The 13446-nt window shown below is 62.3% G+C and carries 17 protein-coding genes and 4 pseudogenes; 15 read left to right on the plus strand and 6 right to left on the minus strand.

Annotation, left to right across the window (positions count from 1 at the left end):
• Genes LMA02_RS23270 through LMA02_RS23315 form a run of 10 tightly spaced genes read left to right on the plus strand, consistent with a single transcriptional unit; the run spans position 1 to position 4113 of the window.
• The gene (locus tag LMA02_RS23270; RefSeq protein ID WP_228909982.1) at positions 1-339 is read left to right on the plus strand and encodes a hypothetical protein; all 339 of its coding nucleotides are present in this window, start codon (positions 1-3) and stop codon (positions 337-339) included.
• Entirely contained in the window at positions 336-758 is a 423-nt protein-coding gene (locus tag LMA02_RS23275) for a hypothetical protein (protein WP_228909983.1), read from the plus strand. The genes LMA02_RS23270 and LMA02_RS23275 overlap by 4 nt, the downstream gene beginning before the upstream one ends.
• Entirely contained in the window at positions 755-1324 is a 570-nt protein-coding gene (locus tag LMA02_RS23280) for a hypothetical protein (RefSeq protein WP_228909984.1), read from the plus strand. The genes LMA02_RS23275 and LMA02_RS23280 overlap by 4 nt, the downstream gene beginning before the upstream one ends.
• 1 nt (position 1325) lies before the next feature.
• Positions 1326-2099 carry a hypothetical protein gene (locus LMA02_RS23285; protein ID WP_228909985.1) on the plus strand — a complete coding sequence of 258 codons (774 nt, stop codon included), beginning with the start codon at positions 1326-1328 and terminating at the stop codon, positions 2097-2099.
• Positions 2096-2764, plus strand: coding sequence for a glycoside hydrolase family 104 protein (locus LMA02_RS23290; protein WP_228909986.1), 669 nt, complete (start codon positions 2096-2098; stop codon positions 2762-2764). The genes LMA02_RS23285 and LMA02_RS23290 overlap by 4 nt, the downstream gene beginning before the upstream one ends.
• Complete coding sequence (locus LMA02_RS23295; protein ID WP_228909987.1) at positions 2761-3132, plus strand: hypothetical protein; 372 nt, start codon at positions 2761-2763, stop codon at positions 3130-3132. The genes LMA02_RS23290 and LMA02_RS23295 overlap by 4 nt, the downstream gene beginning before the upstream one ends.
• Before the next feature lie 3 nt (positions 3133-3135).
• A complete protein-coding gene (locus LMA02_RS23300) occupies positions 3136-3411 on the plus strand; it encodes a hypothetical protein (protein WP_228909988.1) in 276 nt (91 codons plus the stop codon).
• A 3-nt stretch (positions 3412-3414) separates the two neighbouring features.
• The gene (locus LMA02_RS23305) at positions 3415-3717 is read left to right on the plus strand and encodes a hypothetical protein (protein ID WP_228909989.1); all 303 of its coding nucleotides are present in this window, start codon (positions 3415-3417) and stop codon (positions 3715-3717) included.
• A gap of 28 nt (positions 3718-3745) precedes the next feature.
• On the plus strand, positions 3746-3949 hold the full coding sequence (locus LMA02_RS23310; protein WP_228909990.1) for a hypothetical protein: 204 nt from the start codon (positions 3746-3748) through the stop codon (positions 3947-3949).
• Positions 3949-4113: a hypothetical protein gene (locus LMA02_RS23315; protein ID WP_212097745.1), complete on the plus strand. Its 165-nt coding sequence runs from the start codon at positions 3949-3951 to the stop codon at positions 4111-4113. Before LMA02_RS23310 ends, LMA02_RS23315 begins: the two co-directional genes overlap by 1 nt.
• A 217-nt stretch (positions 4114-4330) precedes the next feature.
• Here LMA02_RS23315 and LMA02_RS23320 read toward each other — a convergent pair whose 3' ends face one another.
• Positions 4331-4693 carry a hypothetical protein gene (locus LMA02_RS23320; RefSeq protein ID WP_228909991.1) on the minus strand — a complete coding sequence of 121 codons (363 nt, stop codon included), beginning with the start codon at positions 4691-4693 and terminating at the stop codon, positions 4331-4333.
• Positions 4690-4923: a hypothetical protein gene (locus tag LMA02_RS23325; RefSeq protein ID WP_212097741.1), complete on the minus strand. Its 234-nt coding sequence runs from the start codon at positions 4921-4923 to the stop codon at positions 4690-4692. The genes LMA02_RS23320 and LMA02_RS23325 overlap by 4 nt, the downstream gene beginning before the upstream one ends.
• Positions 4924-5210: 287 nt before the next feature.
• On the opposite strand from LMA02_RS23325, the gene LMA02_RS23330 reads away from it, so the two are divergent.
• From LMA02_RS23330 to LMA02_RS23340, 3 genes and pseudogenes are all read left to right on the plus strand, one after another.
• Entirely contained in the window at positions 5211-6611 is a 1401-nt protein-coding gene (locus tag LMA02_RS23330) for an ISNCY family transposase (RefSeq protein ID WP_416378663.1), read from the plus strand.
• A gap of 268 nt (positions 6612-6879) precedes the next feature.
• A pseudogene (locus LMA02_RS23335) lies at positions 6880-7891 on the plus strand (IS110 family transposase).
• Positions 7892-8207: 316 nt separating this feature from the next.
• Positions 8208-8603: pseudogene (locus LMA02_RS23340) on the plus strand (helix-turn-helix domain-containing protein); the annotation flags it as partial.
• A gap of 138 nt (positions 8604-8741) precedes the next feature.
• Here the strand turns inward: LMA02_RS23340 and LMA02_RS23345 are convergent.
• The gene (locus tag LMA02_RS23345) at positions 8742-10454 is read right to left on the minus strand and encodes a YadA family autotransporter adhesin (RefSeq protein WP_228909992.1); all 1713 of its coding nucleotides are present in this window, start codon (positions 10452-10454) and stop codon (positions 8742-8744) included.
• 358 nt (positions 10455-10812) lie between these two features.
• Between LMA02_RS23345 and LMA02_RS23350 the strand changes: the two are divergent.
• Positions 10813-11167, plus strand: a pseudogene (locus LMA02_RS23350) (helix-turn-helix domain-containing protein); the annotation flags it as partial.
• A gap of 202 nt (positions 11168-11369) precedes the next feature.
• On the opposite strand, the gene LMA02_RS23355 reads toward LMA02_RS23350, so the two are convergent.
• The 3 genes from LMA02_RS23355 to LMA02_RS23365 form a co-directional block, all read right to left on the minus strand.
• Positions 11370-12065, minus strand: a complete 696-nt coding sequence (locus tag LMA02_RS23355; RefSeq protein WP_228909993.1) for a class I SAM-dependent methyltransferase — start codon at positions 12063-12065, stop codon at positions 11370-11372.
• Between the two features lie 172 nt (positions 12066-12237).
• Positions 12238-12633 (minus strand): GtrA family protein, encoded by a 396-nt coding sequence (locus tag LMA02_RS23360; protein WP_267478995.1) that lies wholly within the window; start codon positions 12631-12633, stop codon positions 12238-12240.
• A 218-nt stretch (positions 12634-12851) separates the two neighbouring features.
• The gene (locus tag LMA02_RS23365; RefSeq protein WP_228909995.1) at positions 12852-13046 is read right to left on the minus strand and encodes an aldehyde dehydrogenase family protein; all 195 of its coding nucleotides are present in this window, start codon (positions 13044-13046) and stop codon (positions 12852-12854) included.
• A 40-nt stretch (positions 13047-13086) separates the two neighbouring features.
• On the opposite strand from LMA02_RS23365, the pseudogene LMA02_RS23370 reads away from it, so the two are divergent.
• A pseudogene (locus LMA02_RS23370) lies at positions 13087-13227 on the plus strand (NAD-dependent dehydratase); the annotation flags it as partial.
• Positions 13228-13446: the final 219 nt, after the last annotated feature.

Consider the following 13446-nt stretch of genomic DNA (forward strand, 5'->3'; position numbering starts at 1 on the left):
ATGAACGGCACCAATCCGGCGATGGGCCTTGCCTACTCGAACCCGTACAGCGCTGCGGCGATGGCGGCCGGGCAGGCGCTGTCGTCGTTGCTCGGTGGCGGCGGCCCGCAGACGTCGTCCAATGCGCCGTTCAACCCGTTCACGGCGGACGACTCGGGATGGTCGGTCAACTTCGGCAGCGGCAGCGCGAACGCGACGGCGAACCCGGTTTCGACGCTGGCGCAAGGGCTGGCCGGCGGCATCGGCGGCCTGACGGCGGCAACTACCGGCGCGTTCTCGGATCCGCTGGTGCTGCTCGCGGTCATCGGCCTTGCCGTCGTGGTGATGCGGAAAAAATGAAAAAAATCGCGGCGCACGCCGAACGGATCACGGACGCGCACCGCGCGGAAGTCGCGGCCGCGTTCGACGTGTCGCCGCGCGACCGGGCGCGTACCGATACGAGCGATGGCATGGTCGATGCGGCGGATTGCCTCGACGGCGGCACGTTCTTTCGCGTGCTCGATAACGGCGTGCCGGTCGCGTTCTACGTGCTGCGGATGCGCGTGCGCGGCGAGCGTCGCGAAGCGGAGATTGTGCTCGCGCACGGGCGTGCAGACTTCGATCTGGTCGCACACGTCCTGCCGCTGATCGAGCGTCAGTGCGAGATGGTCGGCTGCGCCAGTGTGCGCGTGCAGACGCGGCGGGGCGGGCTGGTGCGGAAACTCGAAAACTGCGGATACTCGCGCGCCTCGGTGGTGCTGCGGAAGGAATTGAAATGATCAAGCGACCCGAACAGGTGCGGTTGCTCGCGATGGGGTTGCCGGACACGCCGGCGAACCGCTCGGACAGCAACGCGTCATCCAGCAGTACGCAGAACAACTACAACGACCGCCGCAACGCAGTGCAGGGCGGGGCCGCGATCAGCGGCGACAACAACACGATGTTCACGTCGATCACGACGACGGATCAGGGCGCGGTGCAGGCCGGCATTGGTGCGGCGCTCGCCGGTGCCGGTGTCGCGGGCCAGGTCGCGACGAGCGCGCTCAACGCGAACGGCGCGGTGTCCACTGCGGCCACGTCGAGCATGGCGGACGTGGCGAAAAGCACGCTCTCGGCGTCGAACCATCTGGCGGACGTGGGGCTCTCGATGCTGCAAACGAGCACGGCGCTCGCTGACCATCTGACGGGCGGCTTCAATCAGGCGACGCAGGCTGTTACCGGCATCGCGTCGCAGCTCGCGCAAACGCAAGTCGCCGCGGCGAACGACAACCGCTATCTGATCGCGGCCGGCATGGCTGTCGTGGCGATTGTCGGCGTCATGGCGTTCTCGAAGGGCAAGGGCTGACATGCAGAAATACGATTTCACGGCGCCGGCGAGCGGCGCGCCGCAGGCGGTCAATGCGCCGGGGCGATACCTGAAATACGTCACGGGCAACGCGGGCGGCAACGATGCAGGGCTGATCGTCACGCCGGGCAGCAAGCCGGGCACCAAGATCCTGCTGTATCCGGGGCAGGCGATCACGTTGCCGGACGACGGCACGGCGGGGCCGAACGGCTGGACGATCGCCAATGCAGTCGGTGCGGCGCAGATTGCCGGAGCGCTGGTGATCGGGAACGGCCGGATCGATGACAACACGCTACAGGGCGTGGTGCAGGTGGTTGACGGCGGCAAATCGCGCACGCTGACGAATGCCGCATTCATGGGAAGCGTGGTGGTGAACGCCACGGCGGCCATTTGCGGACGGGCGCAGCTTTGGAACCCGGTCGGAAGCGGCATTCGGGCCGTAGTGAAAGAGGTGTCGGCGTTCGCAGGTGCGACGGCGATCGCGGTCGCCTATCAATGGAACAGCGCGGCGCTGGCGAACGACGCGGGCGCGGGCGCTTCAAAGCTGGCGGGCGGTGCCGGTGGGGCGTGTCATCTTCGATGGGATGCGACCCAGGGCGCAGGCAATCCCGCGCCGACCATGGTTTCACTGAACATCGCAGCAAACGGTAACGGCATTTATGAGATGAACGAACCCATCATTCTGCCGCCGGGTTACGGGTTGATCGCATGGAATGACGTCGTGAACAGTCAGTTCGGCAGCCAGTTCGAATGGTTCGAGGAGCCGAACGTATGAACGCGCCGGGGCCGCTGTACATCATCGCGGCGGGCGCGCTCGCGGCGGCGGCCTACGTTGTGTGGGCGAACGATGGCGCGAGCGTCACGTATGACCCGAATGCGGCAGACGGGGGCAGCGCAACCGATGCCGGCGGCGGATTTTTAACGGACATGGTGAGCAATTTGAACTCGAGCGTACAGAACGCATTCACGGACCCGGCGTCCGCCCTGAGCAATACGAACGTGCTGGCGTTCTTGCGCATGGTGCGCGTGGGAGAGGGCACGTCGGGCCCGAACGGCTACACCACGTTGTTCGGGGGCGGCCAGTTCTCGGACATGTCGCGTCATCCGAACGTGAAGGTGACGCGCAACGGATACACCTCGACGGCGGCCGGCGCGTACCAGATTCTCTATTCGACGTGGCTGGAAGCGCAGGCCGCGCTGGGCTTGCCGGACTTCTCGCCGGCATCGCAAGACCTTGCCGCGTGCTGGCTGATCAAGCGGCGCGGCGCGCTCGCGGACGTGCAAAACGGCGCGGTCGCGACGGCCATCGGCAAATGCAACAAGGAGTGGGCGAGTCTTGCCGGGAGCCCGTACGGGCAACCGACGCTGACGCTCGCGCAGGACGAATCCAACTTCGCCGCATACGGCGGGGTGCAGACCGACGCGGGGACGAGCGTATGAAACTCGACAAGACGGGTTTGATTCTGGTGGTCGGCGCGGCGGCCGTGCTGTACGCGGTCGCGCGCAAGTCAACGAAGGCCGGAGCGCCGACGAGCGGCGGCCAAAGTGCCATCGGCAGCGGCGCTGCGCCGTTCTGGTCGAACGTGATCAGCAACATCGGCGGCGCACCGGTCACGACAACGGGCGCGACGGCCGGCGGCATGCAGTTGCCGGGCGGCGTCACGGTGTTCGGCAACGGCACGTTCGACGCGGGCGGCATCTACGTCGATCCGGGGCAGGTGACGTACAACAGCGGAACGGGGCAGGTGCAGGAATCGCCGTTCTCGGGCATGTACAACATCCTCGCTCCCAACACTTATGGGTTCTGACGCATGAAAACCGACCACTTGATCGCGCTGTTTGTCGTGCTGTGGGCGTGGGACCGACATAACCGCTCGGCGGCCGGTCCTAGCGCGTGGAGCGCGGCGCAGGCCGCGTTTCAGCGCGAGGAAGCGAACTTCGCAGCGATGGAAGGCACCAATTTCACCAACAGTCTGTGGGACCCGGTGAGCGGACAACCCGCATACATGTTCGGGACGATCGACGCGCCGGGCGGTGATTCCGTCATGGGTCAGCAGTCGTTCACGGGCGCATTTGGGCACGTGTAAGCGATGAGTCCGAAAACCGCACTCATGCTCACGGGCGTGCTGGCGCTGGTCGGCGTGGGCGTGTACCTCGATAGAAAGTACACACAGGCCGGCGGGGCGACCGGCATTGCGTCGAACGTCGCATCGGTCATTTGGGACAACGCGGCGGGCGCGGCGGCGTCCGCGGGCTCGTCGCTGCTGACCGACATGTCATCGTTCGCGAACGATCGCATGCAGCAGCAGCAGGCGCAGTTACCGCAAGTGCAACAGGGCATCAACATGCCGTTTCCAACCTCGGCATGGGACGTGATCCCGGCCGGACTGTAGTACAACGAACCAATTGGAGAGACCAACCATGAACGCATTTTTCGCACGTCTGACGGAACCCTCGACCCATGCCGCGCTGGCCGGCCTCGCGGGCGTCGCATCGCAAATCGCAGTGCAGTTCGGCGCTGACCCGCATGTCGTCGCGACGGTCGGCACGGCCGCCGCATCGCTGTTCGGCATCCTCGGCGTGTTCCTGTCGGAAGGCAAGGCCGCACCGGCGCAGGGCCAGTGATGGATGCCGCGCTGCTGGTGCAGATCGGCGGGCAGGTCGCGGCGTCGCTGATCGCCTACGGCGCGGTGCGCGCAGACCTGCGCAACATGAAAGAACGTCTCGCGACGCTCGAAAAGCTTCTGCTCGACCACTTGACCAAGGGAGCCGCACATGGCAACTCGTAAGCGTAAGACGGCGCACAAGCGCCACCATAAGACCCCGGCGCGCAGCAAGCGCACGGGCCGATTCATCAAGCGATAACGGAGAGGACATGCCGAAAATCGAATGGAAGTCGGCCGCCATTGGCGCGGCGCTGATGTACGGCTTCGTGTGGTGGAAGCTGCACAAAGGTGCGGCCGCAACGCCCGCGCAGTGAAGAAAACCCGGCCTGAGCCGGGTTTTTTACATCTTGCTCCGGTCGACCGAAAATTGCAGCGTTTCAGACTCGCCGGTTTCAAGCTTGATCGTATTGGGCGGGCTTCGAAGCACCCGGGCCGGAAGCGTGCCAAGGGTGGCTAGGCTGTTCGGATAGATGGTGATCCGTGCATCGTCATAGCCAGGGCACGACAGCGTGAAAGACGCAAGCCATGTGCTTGTGTGGTGTGCGTCCGGGTATGTGCTGAAATGCGCGGTGCATTGCCCGCTGAAAAGAACGCGGTGATCGGAGCCGCGCCAATTCACGGTCGACGTGAACTCGACCACCGTCGAGGCATGGGCGGTGAGGCAGGTGGCGGCAAGTGCGAGCGCGGCGATTGTTGTTTTCATGCGTGTAGCCCGAAGCGGCGGGAAAGGTGCGCGCGGCGTTCGATGTGGCGCGCGATGATGGAATCGAACGTGCCGGCGAGTTTAGCAGCACGCACCTTGCCGGCTACGTCCCAAAGACGGACGTATCGCTCAAAGGCCCGTTCACTAGACATGTACGCGGGCGCGAGCGCAGCGACCCATAGCCTCACGTCGTCCAACGTGACGATGACTTCCCCGAATAGGTCGAGCATGGCGGTGCGTTCTTAGATCCCAATACATGGGATGACGGCGTTGCGCCGATTGTTGTAATAGGTGGAAATACGGGTCAGACAGAAACGACGAAAAGGCCGTCGTTGGCCGCCCGCTGGGCGCGACGTCTATTTGACATAACGTGAATTATCGATATGACTGGTGTAAGAGCAAAGTTGTAATGTCGCATCTGGGCAAAGTTGAAATGTCGTAGCCCGAGGGTTTCGGCGCATGCTGGCGGCGGGTCGAACTGCCGGAGCGCATCGTGGGCCAACCTGGACTGATCACCATGAGCATGCGGGAGCTGGATCGTCTGAAGGTCGTGGAAGCCGTGATCGAGCAGCGTCTGATGCCTTGGCGAGCCGCGGAGCGGCTCGGGATCAGTCGACGGCAGATCGAACGGCTGGTCGCCCGGTATCGGGCTGCTGGCCCCTGCGGGTTGCTTTCGCAGCGCCGTGGCCACGCGAGCAACCATCAACTGCCCGAGGATTTGGCACATCGTGCCTTGAGCCTGATTCGTGAGCGCTACGCCGATTTTGGGCCGACGCTGGCCTGCGAGAAGCTTTGGGAATGCCATGGGCTGCAGTTGTCGAAGGAAACGGTCAGAAGGCTGATGACAGACGCTGGGCTCTGGATTCCGCGCCGGCAACGACCGCCGAAGATCTACCAGCCACGAGCACGCCGTGCCTGCCTGGGCGAACTGATCCAGATCGACGGCAGCGATCATCGATGGTTCGAGGAACGGGCGCCGGCCTGCACGCTGCTGGTGTACGTCGACGACGCGACGAGCCGGCTGCAGCATCTGCACTTTACGGCGACCGAATCGACCTTCAGCTACTTCGAGGCGACGCGGGCGTATCTGGAGCGCCATGGCAAGCCGGTGGCGCTTTACAGCGATAAGTACAGCGTGTTCCGCAGTCCTAAGGCCGGCAAGACCGGCCGCAGCGTGACGCAGTTTGGCCGGGCCATGTATGAGCTGAACATCGACACGTTCTGCGCAAACAGCAGCTCGGCCAAGGGGCGTGTCGAGCGTGCGCATCTGACGTTGCAGGATCGATTGGTCAAGGAGATGCGATTGCGCGGGATCAACACGGTGGCCGACGCCAACGCTTATGCGCCCTCCTTCATCGCCATGTATAACGCGCGCTTCGCGAAGCCGCCGCGCAGCGACTTCAATGCGCATCGGCCGCTACGGGACGACGAGAATCTGGACCGGTTGATGACTTGGCGCGAAACGCGTCGGGTCTCGAAGTCGCTGACGGTGCTGTACGACCGTGTGCTGTATCTGCTGGACGATACGCTCGAGAATCGGAAGCTGATTCATCGCTATATCGACGTCTGGGAGTACCCGGATGGCCGGATTGAAATCCGGGCCGATGGCGAGATATTGCGATGCCGCCTTTACGACAAGCTGGCGGAGGTCGATCAAGGCGCGATCATCGAACACAAGCGCCTGAGTCACGCGCTGCAGGTGGCTGAAGCGATCCAGGCGCAGCGTGACAACCGGCGGATCTCGGGTTCGCCGTCGCGCGCCAATCGAGGGCTACCGGTGCGGGCGAAGGGATCGTTGCCAGGTGCCAAGAAGCAGCGCGCCTTCACGGAAGCCGACATCGAAGCAGCCATCTTGCAGGTCGCGTCACAGACACATCAAGCGGAATCGAATCGGCGGTCTGCCAAGGCCCGGGGGTGAGCGTCAGCGCCCTGCTGCTTCAAGCTCGGCGCTTCAACGCTGAAGGACGGAACGACCGATGAAACATGCGACATCTGTATTTAGCTGGCGCTACGACATCTGAATCCGGGTATGACAAAATCTTGTAATGGCTAGATTGAAATGTCCGCTTTTGGCTACATAGATGGAATGGTCGCCTCCCGCCTTAACGGGTCGTCCGGCGCCGCAATCTCGCGTCCAGAGCATGCGACATTGCTGGTTCGGCAACCCAGCCGCCAAGGAGAACCAGATGGAACCCACGACCATTGCCATCGATCTGGCCAAGCGCGTTTTCCAGATTCATTATGTCGAGCCTGAAACCGGCGCGATTCGCAGCAAGGTACTCAAACGTGCCCAGCTCGCGCCGTTCTTCGCCAACCGGCCGGCGAGCCGCGTCGTTATGGAGGCCTGTGGCAGCGCTCATCATTGGGCCCGGGTCCTGGCGCGGCTCGGCCACGACGTGCGGCTCATCGCAGGCTCAGTTCGTGCGGCCGTTCGTGAAGTCGAACAAGAATGATGCAGCTGACGCCGCGGCGATCTGGGAAGCTGCCCAGCGTCCCGGCATGCGGTTCGTGGCCGTTAAGACCGAAGACCAGCAGGCCATGCTGGCGATGCACCGGATACGCCAGCAACTGGTCCGGATTCGCGTCATGCAGGTCAACCAACTTCGCGGATTGCTCTACGAGTTCGGCGTCGTGTTGCCTCAAGGCCGTCGTGCATCGATTGACGCCGCCAAAGCCGCGCTGGCGTCACTGGCCGACGAGTTGCCGGCTATGCTGCTGGACAGCCTGCAGGATCAGCTTTCGCGACTCCGTGCACTCGATGAGCAGATTGCTCGGATCGAGCAACGCATTCTCAATTGGCGGCGCAATGACGATGCATGCCTGCGCATCTCGGAGATTCCGGGCGTGGGCGTGCTCACGGCAACTGCCGCGGTTTCGGTCATTGGACAGGCAAGAACGTTTCGCTCGGGGCGGGAGTTTGCCGCCTATCTCGGTCTCGTGCCGCGGCAGAACGGCTCGGGAGGCAAGATCAAGCTCGGTGGGATCAGCAAACGCGGTGACGTTTATCTGCGGACGCTACTGATCCACGGCGCGCGATCGGTCATCTCGAGCTCAAAGCACTTGCCGGATCGTTTGCGTCAGATGCTGTCCCGACGACCAACGAACGTCGTGGCTGTTGCACTCGCAAACAAGATGGCGCGAACAATCTGGGCGCTGCTGGCGTATGGCCGAACGTACGAGGCGGCACCGTCGCAGTAGTCAAGCTTCAATCCCTTTAACCGATCCACGGTTGCACAGGCGATGCTGAAAGATGGCAAGACAGGTTGGACCGCGCAAGGGCAAGCCTGAGACATTTCTCGGACCTCGAGTCCGCTATTTAGATTAGGAACCTTGCGGCGAAATCCATCGGGGCCGGCAGGCACGTCCTGCGATCGAGTCCGGATATAAGTCCGCAACCACCCTCCTCGCCACGATCAAAAATCACCTTGCAAATGGGAGGCGACCATATAAGAAATGTCCGCTTTCGTGCCGCGTAAGCTGAACGGCCGCCGGGTGTCCGGCGCCGGAGGCTGCGATGGCTGCAACGGAGCGGATCACGATGACGATGCGCGAGCTGGACCGATTCAAGGTCATTCAGGACGTGGCGGACGGCAAGCTCAAGCCATGGCGTGCGGCAGAACGGCTGGAATTGACGACGCGGCAAGTTCGCCGGCTGGTCGCCCGGCTGCGTGAGCATGGTCCGGCAGGTTTGGTGTCGGGACACCGATCGAAGCCCGGCAACCGTCGCCTGGACCCAGGAGCCGCCGACCGGGTGCTCTCGATCATCCGCGACCGCTACGCCGATTTCGGGCCGACGCTGGCCTGCGAGAAGCTATGGGAATGTCACGGCATTCGGCTGGCCAAGAAAACGATCAGGAAGCTGATGACAGACGCTGGGCTCTGGATCCCGCGCCGGCAACGTCTGCCGAAGACCAGCCTCGCTGTATCACGGTCGGAATTGCCCACCTCCATTCGTCGATGCCCGCTGCGGCAAGTACACCACAGCGGGCTGTGCGACTGACGACCTAGACTAGCTACCTAACCTAAGAAGTTGTCAGTAGGCCGAACCTTACCAGACATACCCGGCGCTACCGCCAACGGCCACCGTACCGCGCGTGTTTGTCGAGCCACCGCCTTTGAAAATCCAGCTACCGCCAGGCAGATAGGTCGACACGCCGACAGCGAAACCCGTCTGACCGGCGTAATTGCCGACCGCCACGCCGACGACCGACTTGCCGGGCGCGGGTGCTTGCGGGAGCATCGACAGCGCGACGGCCGAAGCCGAACCGGCGTTCGCATCCCTGCGATACTTTTGGATGTCGTCCCGAACGCTGTTCACTGCGCTGTTGAACTGGCGTACGTTCACGGCATCAGTCGGCGCCGTACCGTCTGCAACGTTGGTAATCTGACGCTCAGCTCCCGGCGCGCCGACCGAAACCGTGTTGTCCCTGTCTGCAATTGAATTCGCACCCAGGGCAACCGAATTGTTCGCGGTCACTCGGGAGTTCGCGCCAATTGCAGTCCCGTTCGTGCCCGTGACGTTCGAACCGTCACCGATTGCGGTTCCGTTCGTGCCTGTCACCTTGGAACCCGAGCCAATGGCAGTTGCGCGCGGAGCCGTAACAGTCGAGTTGGTTCCGATTGCCGTACCATCTTGACCCGAAACGTTTGCGCCGTTGCCCACAGCGGTCCCGTTGGGGACCGACACGACCGAATTGTTCCCTACCGCGGTGCCGGTTTGGTCTGCAACCGTGCCATTCGAACCGGAAGTGGAAATTGTGTCGACCTTCGCTGTGAGAGACGTAAGGTTATTCGAGAGAACGGAAACTTGACTTGCCACAGCGAAAAGCTGTGAGCCGTTGACCGCGTCCGTACTCGTTGCGCTGATTTCACCGGCGGCGACGTTCACGATCTGGCGCTCGGCGCCTGCGCTGCCCACGCTCACCACGCCGACGGGTGTGCCCGCGAAGCCGCTGTAGTTGACGCCATTCAGCGTCGCGCTGCTGACCGTGGTAAACGCGCGCGTCACTGCGCCGGAGCCCAACGCCACGGAATTTGCATCGGCTGCCGAAGCATTTTCGCCAATCGCAATCGCGTTCTGGGCAGTTGCCTGTGCGCGGGCAATTGAAACGCTACCGATCCCGCTCGCGACAGAATCCACACCGATTGCCGTCGCGTCAGCCGCGTTCGCGTTCGCCTGAAAACCCACGGCTGTGCCGCCAGCAGCTGAACTATTGGTGCCGACCGCCGTTGAAAAGGTAGCGGTGGTATGTGCCAGCGCACCAATCGCGGTCGAGTCGCTATTCGCGGCGCTCGACCCGCCACCGTACGCTACTGCTCTGGCGCCGTTTGCGACCGAATTAGAGCCGACCGCCGTCGCATTCCGGCCATTTGCCGAAACCGTATCGCCCAATGCCGTTGCCGCCCCGCCCTGCGCTGACACAAAGACGCCGACTGCGGTGTTCTGGCTCGAACCATCGGCACCGGCGACTGCGGGAAACGTTCCCCCCGTGGTTGCTGGCGGCGCTGCCGCAGCACCGCCGATCGTCTCGTTGATACCACCGTTCTGGCCGCCGACCGCCAGGTTATCTGCGTATGCCCGCCCCACTGGCAGCAGCATCAGCGCCGTTACCGCCGCCAGCGAAACACGCAATCTGAGCGGGATACCAGCCGCCGTCATGTTCGCTTTCCCCGACTCGCCGTGTACGCCGCGCGTCTCGGCTGCCTTTGCTAGCACACCTAATCCTCGATTCGAGGCCACCCTGTATTGACTCTTGTTCATTGCGCTTTCCGTTCTGACTTCCCTAGTGGACAAAAGGGAGTTTCCTTTTGCTCTCTTCGTAGCCGCGCCTGAGACAAGCTCGCGCAACGCCCCTCGGATATGCAGCGTCCGCCGCATTTTTTATCGCTACGATCAAAGCCCCTGCCTTACCGGCACCCCGTGTAATGGGTGGAAATCCCGTGTAAGGTCTGCGGAATTATGGGAAGCGCCTTTCGCCCGCATGTTTGCCAAATCGGTGAATTTGTTTGCCGCGGGGGAATTCTTTATTTATTAGTCAGCGACCTGCTCTGGTTAGGAATGTCCACTTTCGTGCCGCGTAAGCTGACGGGCCGCCGGGTGTCCGGCGCCGGAGGCTTCGATGGCTGCAACGGAACGGATCACGATGACGATGCGCGAGCTGGGCAGATTCAAGGTCATTCAGGACGTGGCGGACGGCAAGCTCAAGCCATGGCGTGCGGCGCAACGACTGGGGATTGACGAAACGACAGATTCGCCGGCCGGTCGCCCGGCTGCATGAGCGTGGCCCGGCGGGTTTGGTGTCGGGACACCGAGCGAAGCCCGGCAACCGTCGCCTGGACCCAAGGGCCGCCGACCGGGCACTGTCGATCATCCGCGATCGCTACGCCGATTTCGGACCGATGCTGGTCTGCGAGAAGCTCTGGGAGTGCCACGGCATTCGGCTGGCCAAGGAGACGGTCAGGAAGCTGATCTCCGCGGTGGCCGCAGCCTCAAATCCGCGAAAGCGATAACAGCTAACGCGAGCGGCCAAACATCAAACCCATCGCGCTGTAGTCCATGACGACCTCGGTGCCATGGGGTGTCTGCGGAGCTACAAGCGGCAGGTGACGGGCTTGTCGTCACGCGCGCCCGGTTCTACGCGTATGCAGGTGCCGAACGCCTATGACGTTACGCCTCTTAGGTACGCGAGGCGTACACGGAATATTGCGCGCCTAGCGGTATCGCCGTCAGGTACCGCTCCATCGGCCTGAGCGCCTTAAGCGCATGCGGAAAGAATATCCTGTAGCGCAAGCTGATTTGGTCGAATCCCGCCGCTCGGCTGGCGCGATACATCTTGGTCGCCGGGATGAGCCGGGCATTAACGTCAAACTCGCAGCTATTCACGGCCTTGACCGTCAGCGGGTTGTACGGATTGTGCTCAAAAACGACCATAATCCCGCCCGGGCGCAACACACGGCGAATTTCACCAAGCAGTCGTACGTGCTCCTCATGCGGTATGTGATGAAACACACACATTGCATACGCGAGATCGAAGCGAGGCGTATCAAACGGAAGGGTATGACCGTCGAAGTGTACGAAGCACTCACCTTGCCCGAAACGCTGCTTAGCCAAATCAAGCGAGCGTTCGGAAACATCGATGCAGGTGAGTTGCGCAGAAGGAAGGTGCTTTCTCACCCATGGAATCGAATTGCCAACACCGGCACCGAAATCTAGGACGGATTCACAGGAGAACCTGCGTCGCTCAATTTCGGCCGCGATGTCGCGGATCTTATACTCCGCGAAGAAGTCGGGAGTTTCCCCTGACGCGGCGATGTTCCTCGCGTGCAACGCGTGATATTCGTCCGCGAAGCGGTCGAATTCGGCCTTATCCATTGCGTTCCCCGGTGATTTGCACGTTCGGACGCCATATCGTGGTTCCGCACTTTTTTGCGCATCGCCGCAGGCGCGCCGCATCCTGCCGACGAGGCTCACACTTGCACCATTGCACCCGCATTAAAGCGGGTCTCCAACGTGAGCCACACTACCAGACGGTCAATCCTCTCGCCTATTGGTGAAGTGCCCAATATTTGTTCGCTAGGTAGCCGACTGCCAGATATACCGGGATGCCCATCGCTTGGGCAACATGCGCCGCGTCGGTTAGCTTTAGGACGCCGATGACGACGAGCAGGTTTCCCACATATGCGATCGCGGCGACGACGAGAAAGCGAACGAGATTTCTACGAGAGGTACCAACTTGAAACGTGATCCGGCTATTGAGAACGAAACTTATCACCAGACCCACGACGTAGCCGCCGACATTGGCCGGGATTGGCGCGACGCCAAGGCCCATCAGCCCGTAAATGACTGCGACACCGATCGCCGTATTCACGGCGCCAACGGCCGCGTAGGTCAGCGGTTGTCGAAACGCACAGAGTATTTGCTTTGAAGGCCGACGGGGCATCGTGTCACGAGCTTCAAGGATTGGTGGGTGTCGCGATGATGGTCGCGACGCGAGAACGGCCCTGATGCAGCCCTAATGAAGGCGATTTGCGCGGCGCCCCGACGGGAAGTGACATACCTTCAGCTCCGCCCGCCGTTGCGCGAGCGTGCGCAGTATATCGCGCAGAAATATCGTTGCGTGCCGATGATGCGACTGCCCGCCGCAACCAACCGAACACTTTAACGCCGAGACGTACGAGATGGAGAATGGTCGGATGTAGCCCGTGGAGCAGCCGCAGCGTGCGCCTGATGAAGACGACCGACGAACGGGTAGTTCCACGGCGCCATTACGCCAACTACACCGACCGGCTGATGTTCCACATGGGCGCGGCCGGCACGGTAGAAAATTCCGACGTGCCGACGCTCGGGCTTCATGAATCGACGCAGGTTGCGAGTCAGATAGTCGATCGACTGGAAAGTGCGCGAGATCAGGGAACTCCTGCCCCGCTACGAGCAGGGTAACCTCTTTGATTCCATGGAGTCCAAGCGCCGGTTTCCCGAGTTTGAGGTGACAACTTACAGAGAGGGGCTTGAACTGATTCGACGGGAGTTGTAGACGCTCACGTCACCCGGATACCGTCATCCTCTCGCTGCGCGCTCCAGCGGGCTTGACCTGTTCCCCGCCTTTAGTCCGGTCGGGCCGGCGGTCTGCAAAGACTGGGGAAACAAACGTGAGCGCCCTGCCTGATTGGGTGCGGTCAAGGGCCGATTTCAGTCTTGCTACTGATTCGACCGTGCGTACGCGCAGATAAATCCACGATCATTCTCGGGCGAC

The organism is Burkholderia sp. B21-005, assembly GCF_020843965.1.
GTDB classification, from domain to species: domain Bacteria; phylum Pseudomonadota; class Gammaproteobacteria; order Burkholderiales; family Burkholderiaceae; genus Burkholderia; species Burkholderia ambifaria.

Coding starts and splice junctions, on each gene's coding strand:
- LMA02_RS23360 (WP_267478995.1), bottom strand. CDS start 12,633: ATGCCCCGTCGGCCTTCAAAGCAAATACTCTGTGCGTTTCGACAACCG.
- LMA02_RS23275 (WP_228909983.1), top strand. CDS start 336: ATGAAAAAAATCGCGGCGCACGCCGAACGGATCACGGACGCGCACCGC.
- LMA02_RS23305 (WP_228909989.1), top strand. CDS start 3,415: ATGAGTCCGAAAACCGCACTCATGCTCACGGGCGTGCTGGCGCTGGTC.
- LMA02_RS23290 (WP_228909986.1), top strand. CDS start 2,096: ATGAACGCGCCGGGGCCGCTGTACATCATCGCGGCGGGCGCGCTCGCG.
- LMA02_RS23330 (WP_416378663.1), top strand. CDS start 5,211: ATGAGCATGCGGGAGCTGGATCGTCTGAAGGTCGTGGAAGCCGTGATC.
- LMA02_RS23270 (WP_228909982.1), top strand. CDS start 1: ATGAACGGCACCAATCCGGCGATGGGCCTTGCCTACTCGAACCCGTAC.
- LMA02_RS23325 (WP_212097741.1), bottom strand. CDS start 4,923: ATGCTCGACCTATTCGGGGAAGTCATCGTCACGTTGGACGACGTGAGG.
- LMA02_RS23300 (WP_228909988.1), top strand. CDS start 3,136: ATGAAAACCGACCACTTGATCGCGCTGTTTGTCGTGCTGTGGGCGTGG.
- LMA02_RS23310 (WP_228909990.1), top strand. CDS start 3,746: ATGAACGCATTTTTCGCACGTCTGACGGAACCCTCGACCCATGCCGCG.
- LMA02_RS23280 (WP_228909984.1), top strand. CDS start 755: ATGATCAAGCGACCCGAACAGGTGCGGTTGCTCGCGATGGGGTTGCCG.
- LMA02_RS23285 (WP_228909985.1), top strand. CDS start 1,326: ATGCAGAAATACGATTTCACGGCGCCGGCGAGCGGCGCGCCGCAGGCG.
- LMA02_RS23315 (WP_212097745.1), top strand. CDS start 3,949: ATGGATGCCGCGCTGCTGGTGCAGATCGGCGGGCAGGTCGCGGCGTCG.
- LMA02_RS23295 (WP_228909987.1), top strand. CDS start 2,761: ATGAAACTCGACAAGACGGGTTTGATTCTGGTGGTCGGCGCGGCGGCC.
- LMA02_RS23345 (WP_228909992.1), bottom strand. CDS start 10,454: ATGAACAAGAGTCAATACAGGGTGGCCTCGAATCGAGGATTAGGTGTG.
- LMA02_RS23365 (WP_228909995.1), bottom strand. CDS start 13,046: ATGAAGCCCGAGCGTCGGCACGTCGGAATTTTCTACCGTGCCGGCCGC.
- LMA02_RS23320 (WP_228909991.1), bottom strand. CDS start 4,693: ATGAAAACAACAATCGCCGCGCTCGCACTTGCCGCCACCTGCCTCACC.
- LMA02_RS23355 (WP_228909993.1), bottom strand. CDS start 12,065: ATGGATAAGGCCGAATTCGACCGCTTCGCGGACGAATATCACGCGTTG.